The sequence below is a fragment of the Actinomadura rugatobispora genome (assembly GCF_055379765.1).
The window spans coordinates 9230408-9249355 of the sequence record NZ_AP029191.1 but is presented as its reverse complement, the minus strand read 5'-3'; the positions used below and the strand labels follow the sequence as shown (position 1 = coordinate 9249355).

General features: G+C 71.2%; 15 protein-coding genes. 13 read left to right on the top strand and 2 right to left on the bottom strand.

All coding sequences use genetic code 11. The annotated features are described in order from the left end of the window. Positions 1-15: 15 nt before the first annotated feature. The gene (locus ACZ466_RS41655) at positions 16-942 is read right to left on the bottom strand and encodes a LysR substrate-binding domain-containing protein (RefSeq protein WP_378286718.1); all 927 of its coding nucleotides are present in this window, start codon (positions 940-942) and stop codon (positions 16-18) included. Positions 943-1267: 325 nt separating this feature from the next. On the opposite strand from ACZ466_RS41655, the gene ACZ466_RS41650 reads away from it, so the two are divergent. The 10 genes from ACZ466_RS41650 (at position 1268) to ACZ466_RS41605 (ending at position 11916) form a co-directional block, all read left to right on the top strand. Continuing rightward, complete coding sequence (locus ACZ466_RS41650; protein WP_378286716.1) at positions 1268-2590, top strand: MFS transporter; 1323 nt, start codon at positions 1268-1270, stop codon at positions 2588-2590. A 33-nt stretch (positions 2591-2623) separates the two neighbouring features. After that, positions 2624-3682: an LLM class flavin-dependent oxidoreductase gene (locus ACZ466_RS41645; RefSeq protein WP_378286714.1), complete on the top strand. Its 1059-nt coding sequence runs from the start codon at positions 2624-2626 to the stop codon at positions 3680-3682. Further along, on the top strand, positions 3679-4695 hold the full coding sequence (locus ACZ466_RS41640; RefSeq protein ID WP_378286712.1) for an amidohydrolase family protein: 1017 nt from the start codon (positions 3679-3681) through the stop codon (positions 4693-4695). The genes ACZ466_RS41645 and ACZ466_RS41640 overlap by 4 nt, the downstream gene beginning before the upstream one ends. After that, complete coding sequence (locus ACZ466_RS41635; RefSeq protein ID WP_378286710.1) at positions 4692-6797, top strand: acetate--CoA ligase family protein; 2106 nt, start codon at positions 4692-4694, stop codon at positions 6795-6797. The genes ACZ466_RS41640 and ACZ466_RS41635 overlap by 4 nt, the downstream gene beginning before the upstream one ends. 19 nt (positions 6798-6816) lie before the next feature. Continuing rightward, the gene (locus ACZ466_RS41630; protein ID WP_378286709.1) at positions 6817-7776 is read left to right on the top strand and encodes an acyl-CoA dehydrogenase family protein; all 960 of its coding nucleotides are present in this window, start codon (positions 6817-6819) and stop codon (positions 7774-7776) included. Then, entirely contained in the window at positions 7773-8903 is a 1131-nt protein-coding gene (locus ACZ466_RS41625) for an acyl-CoA dehydrogenase family protein (protein WP_378286706.1), read from the top strand. Before ACZ466_RS41630 ends, ACZ466_RS41625 begins: the two co-directional genes overlap by 4 nt. A gap of 15 nt (positions 8904-8918) precedes the next feature. After that, complete coding sequence (locus ACZ466_RS41620; RefSeq protein ID WP_378286704.1) at positions 8919-9707, top strand: enoyl-CoA hydratase-related protein; 789 nt, start codon at positions 8919-8921, stop codon at positions 9705-9707. A gap of 90 nt (positions 9708-9797) precedes the next feature. Further along, positions 9798-10010, top strand: coding sequence for a hypothetical protein (locus ACZ466_RS41615; RefSeq protein WP_378286702.1), 213 nt, complete (start codon positions 9798-9800; stop codon positions 10008-10010). A gap of 330 nt (positions 10011-10340) precedes the next feature. Then, a complete protein-coding gene (locus ACZ466_RS41610; protein ID WP_464041888.1) occupies positions 10341-11438 on the top strand; it encodes an integrase core domain-containing protein in 1098 nt (365 codons plus the stop codon). Next, the gene (locus ACZ466_RS41605; RefSeq protein ID WP_378286700.1) at positions 11428-11916 is read left to right on the top strand and encodes a hypothetical protein; all 489 of its coding nucleotides are present in this window, start codon (positions 11428-11430) and stop codon (positions 11914-11916) included. Before ACZ466_RS41610 ends, ACZ466_RS41605 begins: the two co-directional genes overlap by 11 nt. Before the next feature lie 164 nt (positions 11917-12080). Here the strand turns inward: ACZ466_RS41605 and ACZ466_RS41600 are convergent, their stop codons facing one another. Beyond that, positions 12081-12353, bottom strand: a complete 273-nt coding sequence (locus tag ACZ466_RS41600; protein WP_464041887.1) for a hypothetical protein — start codon at positions 12351-12353, stop codon at positions 12081-12083. A gap of 222 nt (positions 12354-12575) precedes the next feature. On the opposite strand from ACZ466_RS41600, the gene lanKC (ACZ466_RS41595) reads away from it, so the two are divergent. The 3 genes from lanKC (ACZ466_RS41595) (at position 12576) to ACZ466_RS41585 (ending at position 18932) form a co-directional block, all read left to right on the top strand. Beyond that, on the top strand, positions 12576-15116 hold the full coding sequence (gene lanKC / locus ACZ466_RS41595; RefSeq protein ID WP_464041886.1) for a class III lanthionine synthetase LanKC: 2541 nt from the start codon (positions 12576-12578) through the stop codon (positions 15114-15116). 127 nt (positions 15117-15243) lie between these two features. Continuing rightward, positions 15244-17697, top strand: coding sequence for a class III lanthionine synthetase LanKC (gene lanKC, locus ACZ466_RS41590; RefSeq protein ID WP_378286693.1), 2454 nt, complete (start codon positions 15244-15246; stop codon positions 17695-17697). Then, positions 17694-18932: an MFS transporter gene (locus ACZ466_RS41585; protein WP_378286691.1), complete on the top strand. Its 1239-nt coding sequence runs from the start codon at positions 17694-17696 to the stop codon at positions 18930-18932. Before lanKC (ACZ466_RS41590) ends, ACZ466_RS41585 begins: the two co-directional genes overlap by 4 nt. Positions 18933-18948: the final 16 nt, after the last annotated feature.

The window sequence follows — 18948 nt, the reverse complement described above, 5'->3', positions numbered from 1 at the left end:
GGGGAACAACGAATGTCAAGTGCCGGCTTCGGCCGATTCCGCGCCGGGCCAGCGGTGGCATTCGGCCGACACCTCGTCGAGAAGGCTTATCAGTGCGTGCAGTACGGGATTGTCGTCGCCCTCCCGCCAGGCGAGGGCGAGCGGCAGGGCGGGCATGTCGCTGACCGGGACCAGCACGACGCCGGGGACCTTCAGGTGACTCGCGGACATCGGCACGAAGCCGATGCCGGCGCCCACCGCGGCCAGCAGCATGATCGTGTGGGTGTCGGGGGCCTCCTGCACGATGTTCGGGCTGAACCCCTGAGCGAGGAAGGCGCTGTGCAGCAGGGTCACCGTGCCCGAAGCCCGCTTGCTCGGATAGCTGATCACGGGTTCCCCGCGCAGTTCGGCCAGGCGGACCCGGTCACGGTGCGCCAGGGGGTGGCCGACCGGGAGGACCGCACCGAACGGGTGCTCGGTGATCTTGCGGACCACGATTCCCGACCCGGGGACCGGCAGCCTGATCAGGCACGCGTCGATCTCGTCCCGATCGAGCCGCTCGATCAACTCTCCGGCGAAGGCCGGCCCCGTGATCTCCAGCCTGACGTTGGGCCTGTGCCGACCGAACTTGCCCGCCATCAGGACGAGCACCTCGTAGAACGTCGGCCCGCTGACTCCCAGCCGCAGCACCCCGGTGTCTCCCCCAGCGGCCAGCCGCGCCGTGCGCACCGCTGCCTGAGCGGCCTCGACACACCGTCTGGCCTCGTCGAGGAAGGCCTGGCCGGCGGGGGTGAGGGTCACCTGCCGGGTCGTGCGGCGCAACAGTGTCACACCGACCTCGTGCTCCAGCCGCTTGATCTGCTGGGACAGCGGGGGCTGGGCCATGTGCAGCCGCTCGGCGGCCCGGCGGAAGTTCAGCTCCTCCGCGACGACGATGAAGGCGCGCAGGTGCCGGAGCTCCATCCTCGCACCTCCGTTCCCGCGATTATGTAGCCGGGACGTATCAATCCTACTCGCCTTTGGTGTTGGACTGTACGTGACCGGGGTCATAGCGTGGACATGCCCAAACCACCGACCGGGCGAATTCGCCTCCCCACGGCTCCGCGCGGAGCGGCCCGCCCGCAGAACGTCATCTTCACCGCTGGATTTTCTGTTCGGGAGAATCGCAGCACACAAATCTCAGCAACGAATGATGTCGTGCCCTGGCACGCATTCTTTTGGGGAACCGCGACGCCCCCGAATGCGGGCCACGTTCAATCCACCCCGACAGGCAAAGGAACGACACGACATGGCAGTGACGGAATCGGGTGCCGGAGAGGCCGTTCCGACGGCCGGCCCGGCCCCCGCCCAGATCCGGCGCGTGGCGCTGGGCTCCGCCGCGGGCACCGCGGTCGAATACTACGACTTCACCATCTACGGGCTGCTCTCGGTGGCGCTGGCCGCCCACTTCTTCAAGTCCACCGACCCGACCGCGGCCCTGCTGGCGACGTTCGCGGTGTTCGGGGTGGCGTTCGTGCTGCGGCCGCTGGGCGGCCTGATGTTCGGTCACCTCGGTGACAGGCTCGGGCGTCAGCGCGTCCTGACGGTGACGATCCTGATGATGACCTTCAGCACGTTCGTCATCGGCGTCCTGCCCACCTACTCCTCGATCGGCGTCCTGGCGCCGGTCCTGCTCCTGGCCGCGCGCGTGGTGCAGGGCCTGTCGGCGGGCGGCGAGGCCACCGGCGCGGGCGTCTATGTGGCCGAGAGCGCTCCGGCGAACCGCCGGGCCTTCTTCGTCAGCGGGATCTCCGGAGGCGCGCTGTTCGGCGCACTGGTCGCCTCGGCCCTCATCGTGGGCCTGCGGTACGCGCTGCCAGCGGACGCGATGGCCGAGTGGGGCTGGCGCATCCCCTTCCTGATCAGTCTGCCCATCGGGGTCGTCGGCTTCTGGATCCGCCGCCGCCTGGAGGAGTCCCCCCAGTTCATCGAGATGCGGAACGAAGGCCGGCTGGAGGGCGCCCCGGTCGTCGCGGCGGTGCGGGGCTTCAGCCGGCCGATCCTGGTGGCCGCGCTTCTGACGATGTTCCCGATGGCGGGCTACTACCTGATCTACATCTACATGCCCACGTACATGAACAAGGTCGCCGGGTTCGACGCCATGGTCGGATTCTGGTCCTCCACCGTCACTCTGGTGGTGGCCTGCGCGGCGACGCCGATGTTCGCGGCCCTGTCCGACCGGATCGGCCGTAAACCGATGTTCCTCGTCTCGAGCGTCGCGACGTGCGTCCTGATCATCCCCGCGCTGGTGGTGATGAACTCCGACAGTGTGCCGCGGGCGATCCTGGCCCATGTGCTGATCGCCCTGCCGCACGCGGCGGCGCAGTCGGTCCTGATGGTGACGCTCACCGAGCAGTTCCCGGCCGTGGTCCGCTACTCCGGGTTGGGGCTGGGGTACAACCTCTCGGCCGCGGCGGCCGGCGGCAGCGCCCCGTTCGTGGCGACGTGGCTGGTCGACCGGACCGGCAGCGTCACCTCACCCGCCTGGTTCGTGATCGCCCTGACGGTGCTCACCCTGGCCGCCGCCATCAGCCTGCGTGAGACCGCCGGCAAACAGCTCCAGGCAGCCTGATCTCATCCCACCCACGTGCAAGGAGTGACCACCGTGCCCGAAGACCTCACCCCAGCGACCACGACGTCCGGGGCGCTGCCCCGCCGGGGTCTCGTCATCTACCCGAACGAGCCCGCTCCCCAGGCCGTCGAACTCGCCCGGTCGGCAGACGCGCTCGGCTACTCCAACGTGTGGTTCGGTGACTCGCAGAACAACTGGCGGGAGGTCGCGTCCCTCATGGGGGCGACCGCGGTCAGCACCCAGAGCGTGATCATCGGCACCGGGGTGACCAACGCGGTCACCCGGCACCCGTCGGTGTTCGCGTCCATGTGGGCGACCGTCGCGGAGTTGTCGGAGGGACGGGCGGCGGTAGGGATCGGGACCGGCTTCACGGCGCTGGGCACCATCGGCCACAAGCCGATCTCGCTCGGCGCGCTGGAGACCAGGATCAGCGAGTTCCGCGAGCTCATCGGGGGGCGGTCGGTCGTCGAGGAGACCACCAAGGCGGAGTACCGCCTGGACTACCTCACCGACCGGCCCCGGAACGTCCCCGTTTACATCGCCGCCTCCGGCCCATCCGCGCTACGGATGGCCGGGCGGGTCGGGGACGGCGTCATTCTGCTGCTCGGCACCGCCACGGAGTTCATCACCGAGGCCCTGGGCCACGTCCGGGAGGGCGCCGAGCAGGCCGGACGGACACTCGCGGACATCGACGTCGTGCTCTGGAGCGAGATCGCCATCGGCGACGACCCCACCGAGGCACGGGACCGCGTCCGCGGCCCGATCGCGCGCCTGGTGATGCGCTGGCTGCCGATGACGCTGCCGGAGCGCATCGTCCCGGCGATCGAGCACTTGCGCACGTACGCGCCGGAGTACGAGGGCGACTACTACGGCCACAAGGTGGCCAAGCCCGAGCACGCCAAGGAGGTCCCCGACGAGGTCGTCGACATGTTCGCCCTGGCCGGGACCACCGAAGAGATCGAAGGCCGGCTGGCCGAGATCTCCGCGGCCGGGGTGAACCAGGTCGCCGTGGTACCCGCCTACGGCACGACCCGGGAGCAGCGCATGGCCACGGTCCGGGCGTTCGCGGCCATCGGCCAGGGGACCCGGTGACCGTGCACTCCGGTCTCGAGCACCGGGAAACGGCGCTCGAACCGGCGCTCCCGATCATCGACCCCCACCACCACCTGTGGCCCCGCCCCGTCATCTCGTACGGACCGCAACAGCTCTACCTGATCGATGCGTTGCTCGCCGACACGACCGCAGGTCATGACATCCGCGCGACCGTCCATGTCGAATGCTCCTCCGGCTACCGCACCACGGGGCCGCAGGTACTCCGGCCGGTGGGTGAGACCGCCTGGGTCATCGGCCAGCGCAGACCCGGCCGTGGTGAGCTGGCGGGCATCGTCGGGTACGCCGACCTGCGTCTTGGCGATCGGATCGGTGCCGTACTCGACGCCCATCAGGAGATCGCCGGACACGCCTTTCGGGGCATCCGGACCCGCGCCACCTGGAACCCGTCCCACGACGTGTCCAGCGCGGCCGAGGACGGCCTGCTGCTGTCCTCGGCCGCCGGGCCGTCCCTGCGGCAGCTCCAGCGGCGCGGGCTGCTCTTCGAGGTGTGGGTGTACTTCAACCAACTCGACGACGTCGCGCGGGTGGCCGAGGACAACCCCGACCTGCCGATCGTCGTGGACCACCTCGGCAGCCCGCTCGCGACCGGGGCCGCCTACCGCGGGCAGCGCGACGGCGTCCTGGCACGCTGGCGGCGGTCGCTGCGGCGGCTGGCGGGGCTCGGCAACGTTCACCTCAAGATCGGTGGTATCGGCATCCCGTCCGTCGTCGACCCCCGGCTGACCCAGGCGCCGGTGACCTCGGCCGCCCTCGCGGACTTCTGGGGTCCCGAGATCGGCTTCTGCATCGACGCCTTCGGGCCTGCTCGCTGCATGTTCGAGAGCAACTTCCCTGTCGACGCCTACCTGTGCGACTACGTCACCCTGTGGAACACCTACAAGCGCGTCAGCGCCGACCTGTCGGCCTTCGAACGCGACGCGCTGTTCCGCACGACCGCCCTCACCGTGTACGGCCTCGACCTCCCGACATCGCACCCGGAGGTGCCGGCATGAGAGAACTCCTGTACCCCCGCTCGATCGCGGTCCTCGGCGCCTCGAACGACCCCGTGAAGCTGTCCGGGCGGCCGGTCGACTACATGAAAAGGTTCGGCTACCGCGGCCGGCTGCTGCCGATCAACCCCACCCGGCGCACCGTTCAGGGCCTGCCCGCCTACCGGAGCCTGGACGAGGTCGACGGTGACATCGACCTGGTGATGATCATGCTCCCGGCCGAGCGGGTCAGCGAGGCGGTACGGACCTGCGGCAAACGCGGCGTCAAGGCCGCCATCGTGGGAGCGGCCGGTTTCGCCGAGACCGACGCCGCCGGCGCCGCGATGCAGGAGGAGCTGCGCACGGCCGCCGCCGAATCGGGAGTGCGGGTGCTCGGCCCGAACTGCCTGGGCATGATGAGCGTCGCGGACCGCGCTCTGCCCACCTTCTCCTCCTCCCTCGACGAGCACGTCGAGTTGCGCAGCGGCCCGGTGGCTTTCGTCAGCCAGAGCGGCGCGTTCGGTTCGTGGATGTTCAGCGAGGCCCAGCGGACCGGCATCGGCATCTCCCACTACATCAACACGGGCAACGAGGTCGACCTGACGGTGCCGGAGCTTCTCGACGCGCTTCTCGACAGCGAGCAGACCCGCGTCCTGCTCGCCTATCTGGAGGGCGTCAACGACGGCGAGCGCCTACTGACGGCCGCGCGGCGGGCGAGCCTCCTCGACAAGCCGATCATCGCGGTCAAGGTCGGCAGGTCGGTGGCCGGGGCGCGGGCCGCGCAGTCGCACACCGCGTCGCTGGCGGGTGAGGACGCGGTGTTCGACGGGATCGCCCGGCAGCACGGCATCGTCCGCGTCGACGGCACCGAGGCCATGCTGGACGCCGCCCAGATCTTCGCGGCAGGGCGGCGCAGCGCGGGGCGCAGGCTGACAGCGCTGACCGGATCGGGCGGCGCGGGCATCCTGATGGCCGACGCGGCGACGGCCGCCGGCCTGATCGTCGAGTCCTGGGACGAGCCGTGGCAGGCGAAGATGGCCGCTGTCATCCCCGCGTACGGGACCGCGCGCAACCCGGTCGACCTCACCGGCATGCTGGTGGTCGAACCTGACCTGCTGCGCCGCAGCCTGGAGGTCGCGCTCGACCACCCGGGCACCGACATGATCGTGGTCCTGCTCGGCAACTCCGACGGGTGTGCGGACGAGTTCGTCGCCGCGGTCGCCGACGCCCACGAGACCACCGATCGTCCGATCGTCGTGGTGTGGACCGGCGGCAGCGGCATACCCCGCCGGCGACTGCGCGATCTGGGGATCCCGTGCTACACCGATCCGGGCCGCGCCGCCGCCGCGCTGGGGCTCCTCGCCGACTACAGCCTGCGTCCCGCCATGAGGCAGCCGGAACGGCCCCCGCGCATCGACCCCGGCGCCGCCCGGGAGGTCATCCGGCAGGCACGGGCGGCCGGACGATCCCAGCTCGACGAGGAGGAGTCGAGTCGCCTGATCGCCGCCTACGGCGTCCGGTGCGCGGAGTCACGCGCGGTCGCCGACGCCGACGCCGCCGTCGCGGCGTTCGCTGAACTCGGCGGCCCGGTGGCGGTGAAGCTGCTGTCGGACCGGATCGGCCACAAGAGCGACATCGGCGGAGTGCGCCTGGGCCTGTCCGACACCGAAGAGATCCGCGCCGCGGCGGGTGACCTGCTGGCCCTCGCCCGGTGCGAGGGAGTCCCCGAGGCTCGGCTGCTCGTGCAGCGGATGGCCGAGCCCGGCACCGAACTGATCATCGGGATCAAGCGCGACCCCGCCTTCGGCCCGGTCGTCGTGGCGGGTCTGGGCGGAGTACTGGTCGAGGTCCTGGCCGACAGCGCGTCCGCCGCCGCACCGGTCGGCCCGGAGACCGCGCGGCATCTGCTGACCGGCCTGCGTGGCGGCGGGTTGCTGGGCGCCGTTCGCGGACGACCGCCCCGCGACGTCGACGCCGCGGCCGACGCGGTCGCCCGGGTGTCCTGGCTGGCGGCCGATCTGGCCGACGAGATCGCCGAACTCGACGTGAACCCGCTCATGGTCGCCGAGGCGGGAGCCGGGGCGGTCGCCGTCGACTGTCTCGCCGTGCTGACCAAGAAGAACTGAGAACGCGAGGGGCAACGCCATGGATTTCCGATTCGACCAGGATGAACAGCAGCTCCTCGATCAGGCGGGCGCGACGTTCCGCCGATGGCTGCCGCCCGAACGGCTGCTCACCGGCTCGTCGACCGCCGCCGCGTGGGACATCATCGCGGCCGACGGCTGGCTCGCGGCCGGGTCCACCGGGGACGACGACGCCTTGTCCCTGGCCCTGGTCGCCGGCATCGGCCGGGAGGCCGGCCGGGTGCTGGCGGGAGAGGGCTTCGTCACCAACGCGGTCCTGCTCGCCGCCGCCGAGGAACCGGTCGCGCCCGGCTTCCTGATCGCCGACGGCCGGAGCGAGCCGGTCACCGGCCCGACCGGGGAGACACCGGTGCCCTGGTGCTTCGGCGTGGAGACCGGGCTCGTCGCGTACCGCATCGACGACGCCGGGACTCTTCACCGGTGCGAAGGCGACGCATGGGACTTCCAGCCCGCCGGACGCCTCGCCCTGGGTGTCGGCACCATCACCCCCACGCCGATGTCACCGGTGTCCCGGATCTCCGTTACCGACGAACTGCTGACGTCGGCCCAGATCGTGCACGCCGCGACCCTGGTCGGCCTCGGCGAGACGGTCATCGGCGACGCGGTGGATTACGCCAAGCAGCGGATGCAGTTCGACCGGCCCATCGGCGGGTTCCAGGCCGTCAAGCATCCCCTCGCCGACGCGACCATCGCTCTGGAGGTCGCCTGGAATGCCGTGCTGTACGCGGCGCTGCGGCCCGCAGATACCACGGCCGCGATCGCCCGGCTCCAGGCCAAGAACGCCGCCGACCTCGCCACCCGCGTGGCCGCGCAGACCTTCGGCGGCATCGCCATGACCTGGGAGCACTCCATGCACCTGTATCTGAAGACCGCTCAGGCGAGCCTGTACCGGTTCGGCGCCCCTGACGACCACGCGCTGCGGCTGGCCGAGTACCTGATGAAGGAGGGTGAGGCGGCGTGAACCTTGATGAGACCCCCGCTGAGGCGGCCTTCCGCGCCGAGGTCCGCGACCGGCTGATGGCCGAAATCGTCCCCCTGGTGAGCGGCCGGCCGGTCGGCTTCGCAGAACGGCTGGAGGCCGACCGCAGGCTCGCCGCCGCGGGCTACCTGGGATATTCCTGGCCGACGCGGTTCGGCGGAGCCGGCGGCGACCCGATCATGGCCGGGATCCTCGACGAGGAGTGCTCGCGGGCCGGCGTCCCCAGGTCGCTGTCGCCGTCCCGGTTCGGGGCGGATCTCCTGGCCCCGGCCCTGATGGCGCACGGCACCGATGACCAGCTGGCGGAGCTCCTGCCCGGCATCCGCGACTGCCGGACCATCTGGTGTCAGGGCTTCTCCGAGACCGAGGCCGGATCCGACCTGGCCAACGTGCAGAGCTTCGCCACCGACGCCGGCGACCATCTGGTCCTGAACGGGAGCAAGGTCTGGACGACCCAGGCCCACGAGGCCGACTGGTGCTTCGCCCTGGTGCGGACCAGCCGGGACAGGCCGCGCCACCGGAACCTGTCGTTCGTGTTGTTCGACATGAAGCAGCCCGGAGCGTCCATCCGCCCGATCACCCAGCTAACCGGAGAGGCGGAGTTCAACGAGCTGCACTTCGACGGCGTGCGCGTCGAGCACCGGCACGTGATCGGCGGCATCGACGACGGCTGGCGCGTCGCCATGACAGTGGTCGGCGCGGAACGGTCCTACGGCCAGCTCAGCCGTTACCGCAACTACCTCGGCCAGTTGAAGGCCGTCGCGGCGATGATCCAGCGGGCCGAGGCCGGGCCGCGGTCCACCTGGCTGCGCGAACTCGGCGAGCTCACCGCCGACGTGACCGGCATCCGCAACAGCTCGTACAAGATCACCTCCCTGGCGGCGGCCCGGGAGCCGCTCGGAGTGCTGCCCTCGATGACCAAGCTCTGGTGGAGCTCGACCCACCAGCGGCTGATGGACCTCGGTCAGGAGGTCGCCGTCGCCACCGGCACCGACCTCGACCACTGGCAGACCGAATGGCTGCGCTCCCGCGGCGAGTCGATCTACGCCGGGACCTCGCAGGTGCAACGCAACATCGTCGCCGAACGCATGCTCGGCCTCCCCAAATAGGAAGAGGGCACGTCAATGGATCACGGGATCACCGTGCGGGCCTCGGGCAAGGTCGCCGAGGTCGTCATGGATCGCCCGCCGGTCAACGCGGTCGCCGCCGAGACCTACGAGGCTCTCACCGCCGCGTTCCGGGAGCTGTCGGACCGCACCGACGCCCACGCCGTCATCCTGCGCTCGGCCGGGCGGCTGTACTCGGCCGGCGCGGACCTCAAGCAGCCGGCGGAGTCCGACAGCCTCGCCGAGCGCGGCCCCGAACGGCGCCAGCGCCTCGCCCGCACCTGCTACGAGGCCATCCTGGACTGCACCCTGCCGACCATCGCCGCCGTCAACGGCGCCGCCCTGGGCGCCGGCGCGGTCCTCGCCGCCTGCTGCGACATCCGCCTCGCCGCCACCGACGCCAGGATCGGCCTCCCCGAGATCAAGGCAGGACGCTGCGGCGGCGGCAGCCACCTGATGCGGATCCTGTCCCAGGGGCAGGTCCGGCTGATGTACTTCACCGGCGACCCGATCAGCGCCGAGGACGCCTACCGCCTCGGCCTGGTCCAGCAGGTCTGTGAACCCGACCGGTTGCTCACCGAGACGCGCGATCTGGCCGCCCGGATCGCTGAACAGAGCCCTCTCGGCCTGCGGCTCGCCAAGCAGGCCCTCAACGAGGCCGAGAAGCACCACGTCAGGTCCGGCTACCCGGCCGAGCAGGTTTACACCCTCCGGCTGGGCACGCATCCCGACGCCGCCGAAGCCGCCGGGGCGATCCTGGAGAAGCGCGCCCCCGTGTGGTCGTGGCCCGCCGTACAGGAGGTCTGACCCGGTGACTGCGCCGCCCCGCGTCCGGGGCGGCGCGAACCCTCCGCAACCTGCTGATGGAGATGGGCGAGCAGGCAGACCAGATTTCTCGTGCGTGATCGCGACGCCAAGTTCACCGCGGTGATCGACCGGGTGTTCACCTCCGCCGGCTTGCAGGTCATCACCACGCCGCCGCGGGCACCGCAGGCCAACGCGATCGCAGCGCTGCGCTTGCCGGAAACCTCATCCGTGCAGGTAAAAGGCATGAAAGCTGGTGGCCCTGTGTCCCGGGCTTGGTCGCCTGGCCGAGCACGGGAACGGTGACGGCAAAGCGGTCGCCACGGCAGGATGAGCGGCTGTGCTCTTGCGACTGGCCTACTTGACCGTGACGAACACGTCCGCGCTGTTGCGTCTTCTTCCGGTAAGCGACCGGGACAAGGACACCGAGATCTTGGTTCTGCTTCATCAAATCGCGGTGCTGGAACGCCAACTGAACGGCAGGAAGGTGCGGTTCACCCGGCCCGACCGCTGTGCTTGCCGAAAAGTACGTCCGTGCAGGTGAGAGGCGTGATGGCCGGGGATTGCGGCGTAGGGCCGGGAACTGTCGCGGGACAGGCCAGGACACCGGCCTCGCCATCGGGATGATGGGCGGTTGTGCTGTTGCGACTGGTCTACTTGACCGTGGCGAACACGTTCGCGGTGCTGCGTCTGCTTCCTATGACCGATCGGGAGAAGGACGCCGAGATCTTGGTGCCGCGGCATCAGATCATGGTGCTGGAGCGCCAACTGGACGGGGCGAGGGTGCGGTTCGTCGGTCCGGATCGAGCACTGCTCGCGGCGCTGCTGCACCGGTTGCCTCGTGGTGTACTGCTCCGGATACGGCTGCTCGTGCGGCCGGACACGGTCTTGCGCCGGCACCGGGACATGATCGCGGGTCGGCACGCCGCTCGCTCCAGACCCAAGCGGCCGGGCCGCCCACCGACCGTCCGCTCCATCCGGGCTCTCGTCCTTCGCCTGGTGCGGGAGAACCCGAGCTGGGGGTACCGGCGGGTGCACGGCGAGTTGCTGGTGCTCGGCGTCACGGTGGCCGCCTTCACGGTCTGGGAGATCCTCAAGAACGCCGGAGTCGATCCGGCACCCGAGCGTGCATCGACCACGTGGGCCGACTTCCTGCGCTCCCAGGCCGGGGCACTCCTGGCGTGCGACTTCCTGGAGACCGTCACGCTCACGGGTGCGCGGATGTACGTGCCGGCGGTCATCGAGCACCACAGCCGCCGGATCCGCGTTCTGGGCGCCACCGCCCATCCGACCGCGTCGTGGGTGACGCAGGCGGCCAGGAACCTGGCCATGGACCTGGAGGACGCCGGCTGCCGGGCACGGTTCCTGATCCGTGACCGGGACGGCAAGTTCCCTGACCTCTTCGACATCGTTCTGGCCGATGCCGGCATCCAGACGGTGCTGACCGGGGTGCGGATGCCGAGGATGAACGCGGTGATGGAGCGGTGGGTGCAGACCTGCCGCCGCGAACTCCTCGACCGGACTCTGATCTGGAACCAGCGGCACCTGCTCTACGCCCTCCGCGAGTTCGAGACCTTCTACAACGAGCATCGGCCTCACCACGGCATCGCCAACGCCCGCCCGTTGAAGTCGCTGCCTTCACCGATCACCGAACCCGACGAGATCGCCCAGCTGAACATCCGAAGAAGTCAACGTCTGGGCGGCATCCTCAACGAGTACCGGCATGCGGCTTGACCTGCGCGGACGAGGTTTTCGGCAAGCACAACGTCTGGTCGAACTCGGAATCGACCTGGTCGGCATCGCCGAATTCATGGACTACCCGACGATGATCCCCGGGGTCACCCTCGTCGACTGGGAGACCGGCGCGCCCAACGCCCGCTACCGCGCCCTGGACCCCCTGATGCGGCATTTCGGTGCCGGTGACACCATGGTCTCCACCGGCACCGGTGTCCCCGGAATCCCCGACCCGCGACTTCACGCCCAAGCGTTCATCACGAAGGCGGGGACGCCGAAGCCGCTCATCGTCAATAAGACCGGCAAGACCGTGACGGTCGCACTGGAACAGACCAACGAGCCCACCGGAGTCACGGACGAACTCCGGATCGAGCAGGTGAGCGCCCGCACCGGTGCGGGTCGCGCGGTCTCCACAACGGTCAATGAAGGCCACATCGTCCTGGACCCCTATGCCACGGCGGTACTCTCACCGATGTAGTGCGCACCGCACTGCCAGCGCATTCCAGAAAACCGCAGGACTGGATTCCGTCGGTACCGAACCGCGGTAATGGCGCTGCGTTTCTTTACTGATCAGCCTGCCGAAAATTCTGACTCGACAGTCGTCGACGGCCATTCCTGCCACGTGCCAGGCGGCTGGGGCTGCTACCCACGATGGCATGGATCTGACATGAAGCCTCGCCCGGGCAGCACCCCAGCCGCTTGACCATTCCGGACGGCTGCCAGGCAATCCCACCAAAACTCGGTGATCGCCACCGGCTTGCCCTGCGCGACGAGCGTACGCACGCCCTCGGCGAACCGGCCGGCGATCTCCGCCGACCGGTAGAGATCCACGGACACGATGTCGAAGGGTGCCCAGTCCACGCGGTCGATCGGTATGGCGGCGTAGGTGACCTTGCCGTGGAACCGCTCGCGCACGACAGCGACGGCCTTGCCGAGGAGCTCGTTGACACGTGCGCTGACCTCGGCGATCTGCTCGCGCAGGCGATGCGGCTGTAGCGGCTTCGGGCGGTTGTGACCTGCGGAGATGCGTGGCGCTCCGCTACCCGGCGACCCGGCGCGCGTGGGAGGGGCACCGCAATGGTCCGCTGAGCGGAACGATGTTCGACCGGGATTCGGGGACAACGCAAGCTGTCGTTCGTGCGAACGCCGACCACACTGAAGCGCTACGAGCCGTTCTGCCTGGCCGATCCGGACTTCTTCGACACGCCGGAGCGGGTGGCCGACGCGGCCAGCCGCTTCGCCCAAGCCGACGAGCCCGCCCCGAAGGGCTGGAGCCGGAGCGAGATCGGCTGGTGGGTCGTGCTCACGCCCGGCGCGTACGGCGAGCAGGGGTGGCGGATCGACGTTTCCAGCACGCTGCCCACCGCCGCCGAAACCGTCGAACGGGTCTGGGCCTACTGTGTCGGCGCGGGGATCGCGTTCCGGTTCCTGCGCAGCGGGGCGGCCGTCCGGTCGCAGAACGCCGACGCCGCCGACCGTCTGCACAGTGGTGTGCTGGCACGGCTCCACCCGGTGAGTGAAGACGGACTCGGCGCGGCTCTCCGGCAGCTTTCCGAGCGGCTCGCGGGCATCCGGGGCCCGGCCCCGCTGGGCGCCAGGCGGGTCGGCGCGGGTCCGCTCTACGTTCGCTATGACTCCGATCTGACCTGCGCGGACGCCAATGGAGAACCGGTGCGGGCGTTCCGTCATCCGGCTGGGCACCTGAAGCCCGCGCCCCGGCGCGCGGTGTTCACGGTGCCGGACTGGGTGAGGGTGCCCGATACGGTGCGGCCGCATCTGACGCAGTCCAAGGGCCGGTTCCCGTACCGGATCGACGAGGTCCTCAACGTCTCCAACGGCGGCGGCACGTACCGGTCCGGTCAGTTGGTGCTGCGGGAGGCCCGGCCGTACTGCGGGCTCGACGAGCGCGGTGGCGACGCGGTCGAGCGGCTCGGTCGCCACCGCCGAACGCTGCAGCGGCTCGCCGGGCTGGACTGCGTTCCCGAGCTGGTCGGCTACCGCATCGTCTGGGAGCACCACTACCTGATCGAGGAGTACATCGCCGGGAGGAGTCTCTTTCATGAGGCCCTCGCGCGTTATCCGCTGGGCCACGAGGGGGTCCCGGCGGCGCGGCTCCAGGCGTACGCCGAGTGGGCAACCGAGGTCCTGGCGAAGGTCGAACGGGCGCTGGACGCGATCGGCGACCGGGCCGTCCGGCTGACCGAGCTGCACCCCAAGAACGTCATCCTGCGCCCCGGCGGCGGCGTCGCGCTCGTCGGCCTGGAGCACACCGGTCCCGGCGGATCTCCCGCCTTCGCGGTGCCGTCAGGGCACCGCGAAGGCGGGCACCGGTACCTGCTCGCCTGCCTGCGGTTGTGGACGTTCCTGCCGATCAACCCGCTGCCCCAGCGAGACCCCGGCAAGCTGCCCGCGCTGGCGGCGGTTATCGACGGCGAGTTCCCGCTGCCGCCCGGGTTCGGCGCCGGGTTGGTGCGCGCCCTGGGCGGAGAAGAGGGACGGGACGCCGCCACCGAGATGCTGGAGCGGGCGGACTGGCCGACGCTCCGGGACTCACTGGTGGCAGGCATTCACGCGAGCGCCACGCCCGGGCGCCCCGACCGGCTCGTTCCGGGAAGCCCGGGGCCCTGGGGCATCGGCGGGCACGCGTACGACCACGGCGCCGCCGGAGTGCTGCACGCGCTCCACCTGGTCGGCGCCGAGGTCCCGGACGCGTACGTGGACTGGCTGGTCGCCGCCGTGCGACGCGATCCGCGTCCCCGTCCCGGGCTGTACGACGGACTGCACGGGGTGGCCGCCGTGCTGGCGGAACTCGGCCGTACGGACCGCGCGCTGGAAGTCCTCACCCGCGCCGACCGGGACGGCGATGATCTCCCCGCGGGCCTGTCGAGCGGCCTGGCCGGGATCGCGCTGAACTGGCTGCACTTCGCCGAGCTGACCAGTGACGGCTCGTACCGCGACCGGGCGTTGCGCGCCGGGCACCGGCTTGCCGGGCCGCCCGCGGCCCCGGCCGGTGCGGGGGGCCTGCTCACCGGATCCAGCGGGCCGGCCCTGCTGTTCGTCCGGCTGTACGAGACGACCGGTGACCCGTTCTGGCTGACCCAGGCGGAGTCCGCGCTCGGGCGGGACCTCGGCCGGTGCCGGCCCGACAGGGACGGCGCGCTGCTGCTGTTCAACGGCAGGCAGAACCTGCCGTACGTACGAGACGGAAGCGGGGGCGTCGCGCTGGTCCTGCACCGTTATCTCCAGCACCGTCCAGCGGCTGCGGAGAGCGTCGCGCTGGACGGCATCCGGCGGGCCTGCAAACCGGTCTTCGTCCGGCTCCCGGGTCTGTTCGACGGCCGCGCCGGGTTCGTCACCACGCTGATGCGGTCCGGCTCGGCGGAGGACGAGCGGGCCGCCCGCTCCCAGGTGCGGCGTCTGGCCGTGCACGCTCGGCTCCACGGCGGGCGGCTGGCGTTCCCAGGCACCGGCCTGCTGCGCCTTTCCATGGATCTGGCCACCGGGTCGGCCGGGATCCTCCTTGCGCTCCGGTGCGTGTTCGAGCGGGGGCCCTCGGGGCTCCTGCACGTGGACGCGCCCGGTCATCACCGCACCGTGAGAGGAGGTGACACGCATGGACGAGATCTACGAGCTCCAGGACCTGGAGACCGAGAGCCAGGAAGAGGCCTGGCCGTGTAACAACAGCCACAACTCGAGCTGGCTGGGCGCCTCCTGAGGCCGGCCTGGCTGAGCCGCTCTTGAAAGAGCCGGTCGGTCGCCCCCGGGCGACCGACCGGCCCCATCCGACATGCCACTGGAGACGTGTGTGATCGCGCAGACCTTCCTGGCGGCCGACCCCGTCTTCGTCGACCTGCTCGCCAACGTGGACGACGCGGCCGACCGCTTCGCGGTCGCGACGCGGCCGCTGCCGGACGGGTGGCGGCGCTCGCTGGACGGCGGCTGGGTGTACCTGAGCCCGCCCGGCGCCCGGCTGCCGGAGCAGGGCTGGAAGGTCCACATCTCGGTGGCCCGCGACGAGGCCAGGGACACCGTGGAGACGGTGGCGGACTACTGCCTGCGGCAGCGGATCGCGGCGAAGTTCCTGCGCAGCGATCTCGTGGTGCACATCGTCAACGGCAAGCAGGCGCCGCGTACCTCCAGCGGCAAGCTCATCACGCTCTATCCGGTGGACGACGCGCAGCTTCAGCGGGTGCTGAACGACCTTTCCGCCGCACTCGCGGGCCGCTGCGGGCCGCGCGTGCTCAGCGACCTGCGCTGGGGACAGAGCCCGCTCTACCTGCGTTATGGCGGCTTCCGGGAGCGCTACTGCCTGTCCGCCGAGGGGCAGCACGTCCCCGCGATCCGGGATCCCGACGGCCGCCTGGTGCCGGATCGGCGGGCTCCGGTCTTCAGGGTGCCGCCCTGGGTTCGCGTCCCCGACTTCGTCACGGCCGGAACGGGACCCGCCGAAACCACGGACTTCCCGTACCGGGTGGAGAAGGCCCTGCACTTCTCCAACGGCGGTGGGATCTACCGCGCGGTCGACCATGTGACCGGACGGACGGTCGTCCTGCGCGAGGCCCGCCCGCATGCGGGGCTGGACGAGGAGGGCGCCGACGCGGTCGCCCGGCTCGTCCGGGAACGCGCGATGCTGGAACGTGCCGCCGACCTCGCCGTCGCCCCGAGGGTCCTCGGCGGTGGAGTCTGGGCCGGGCACCACTTCCTGGCCACGGAGTTCATCGACGGAGAGCGGCTCGCCGACGCCGTGGCGGCCCGCAACCCGCTGCTGCGCGCCGGCTCCGGGCCGAAGCGCCGCGTCGCCTACACCTCGTGGGCGCTCGGCGTGCTGGACGGTGTGGCGGCCGCGCTCGCGAAGCTGCACGGCAGGGGCATCGTCTTCGGCGATCTCCAGCCCGGCAACATCCTGCTCCGGTCCGGCGGCGGCGTCGCCCTGGTGGACTTCGAGACGGCCTTCGACGTGGCCGAGGACCATCGGCCGGGCCTGGCCACCCCGGGCTTCGCGGCGAGCTGGGCGAGGACCGGGTTCACGATCGACGAGTACGCCCTGGACTGCCTGCGGCTGTCGGTGTTCGTACCGCTCACGCCGCTGATGGGCCTGTCCCCCGGCAAGGCGGGCGAGCTCATCGACCTCGCCGGGGAGTCCTTCCCGCTGCCGCCGGGCTTCGCGGACCGCCTGCGCGAACGGCTCGCGCGCCCGGCCGCGAACACCGAGGGCGCCCGGCCCGCGCGCCCAGTCCGGAAGGCCGACTGCGATCGGCCGGGTGCCTCGTCCGGTCTCGACGCGCTGCGGGACGCGATCGTCCGCTCCGCGACACCCGAACGGCGCGATCGGCTGTTCCCCGGGGATGCCCGGCAGTTCGACCGGCAGGGCACCACCCTGGCGTTCGGCGCGGCCGGCGTGCTCCACGCGCTGCACGCCACCGGCCGCAGCGACCACCCCGAGTTCCCCGAGCACGTGGCCTGGCTGATCCGCGAGAGCCCGCGGCTTCGCTGGCCCCGCCCCGGGCTGTACGACGGGCTGTCGGGAGTGGCCTGCGTTCTCGACGAACTGGGGCACGGGCGGGAGGCGCGCAACCTGCTCGACCGCGCCCTGACGTTGCCTGCCGGCGGTCCCGGGCTGTTCGGCGGGCTCGCCGGCGTCGGTATCGCGCTGCTGCGTTTCGGCGAGACCGGCCGGGCGGCCGAGATCGCGAACCGGCTGCTCGCGCTGCCGTCCGAGGGCGTACGGACCGGCCTCATGCACGGGTGGTCCGGCGCCGCGCTGCTGTTCGTCCGCCTCTACGAGGTGACGGGTTCGGCGGATCACCTGACGGCCGCGCGGACCCTGCTGACCCGAGACGACTCCCCCGGGGCGGGACTCGACCTGGAAAGCGGCGCGGCGGGTCGCGCGCTGGCTCTGCACGAATATCTGGCCCATCGGGACCACCCGTACTTCGCTGGGGTCCGCGACCGGCTGCTCGGCGACCTGGCGGTGGAGCTGACGCCCGCCGCGGGGCTGCTCAACGGCCGGGCCGGGCTGCTGGCCTGCGTGACCCGGCTGGGCGGCGACCCCCGGACCCGGGACCTGCACCTGCGGCGCTTCGCCGTGCACGAGGTCCCCTACCACGGGCACCGCGCCTTCCCAGGGGCCGTGCCCCAGCGCCTGTCCATGGACCTCGGCACGGGAACGGCCGGTGTCCTCCTCGCGGCGCACGCGGCGCACGCGGCGCTCAAGGGCGTCCCCTGCCCGCTGCCGCTGATCGGCGGGAGGACGGGATGAGCGGCCTGTGGCGAAACCGGGACTTCCAGCTCCTGTGCGCCGGACAGGGACTGTCGCAGCTCGGCTCCCAAACGTCGAGCCTCGCGATCCCGCTGCTGGTGCTGCACGAGACGGGATCGCCGCTGGCGGTCGGGATCGTGGAGGCCGTCTGGACGACGGTGCAGGTGGCCGCCTTCGTGCCCGCCGGGATCATCGTCGACCGGTACAACCGGCGCGCCGTCATGGTGATCTGCGACCTGGGCCGGCTGGCCGCCAGCGCGGCGCTCGCCGGGGCACTGCTCACCGGCTCCGCCTCGCTCCCGCTGTTCCTCGGCTACTGCACGATCATGGGGCTGCTCGGCGCCCCGTTCACGGCCGCCGGGCCCGCGGCCCTGCGAGAGATCGTGCCCGGGGACGGCATGGTCGCGGCCGTGTCCGTGCTCCAGGCGCGCAGCCAGGTGACCTACATCCTCGGGCCGATGCTCGGCGGCCTGCTGTACATGCTGTCGCCGAGCCTGCCGCTCCTCTTCGACGTCTTCTCCTTCGCGGTCTCGGCGCTCAGCATCCTGGCGCTGCGCGCCTCGCTCCGGGTGACGGCACCGGCCGCCGAGCGACGCGGAATCGTCGGCGACCTCGCCACCGCCGCGAGATTCCTGCGGTCCGCCCGCTACCTGCGGCGCCAGATCCTGATCGGGGCGCTGCTGAAACTGGCGTTCGACGGGCTCTTCCTGGCCATCATCATCGTCAGCTCTATGCGGTCGGCGTCCGGCCTGTCGGTCGGCGTGATCATGGGGCTGACCGCGGTCGGCGCCCTGGCGGGCTCCCTGCTGGCGCCCCGGCTGGACAAGCGCTTCGCGATCCGGCCCATGGTCATCGTCGCGACGCTGACCTGCGCGTGCCTGGTTCCGGCGATGGCCCTCACCGGCAACGGCCTGGTGCTGGCGGGACTGCTGGCGGCGTGCTCGGTGCTGGTGACCGCCGCGAGCGTGCTGCTGGCCGCACAGCAGGTCCTGCTGACCCCCGCCGAACTCCAGGGCCGGGTGCACAGCGCCGCCAACCTGGTGAACTTCGCCTTCGCGCCGGTCGGCACGGTGCTGGCGGGCTGGCTGCTCGGCGTGCTGCCGCACGCGGGCGTCTTCCTGGTCTTCGGCGCCTTCCTATGGGTCGTGGCGCTGTCCGACCTCGCGATCCCCGCCACGCCCAAGCCCGCCGCCCAGCCGGAGACGCGGGAGCCGACCGGGCTCGCCGCGACCTGACAACCACTTCCGAAAG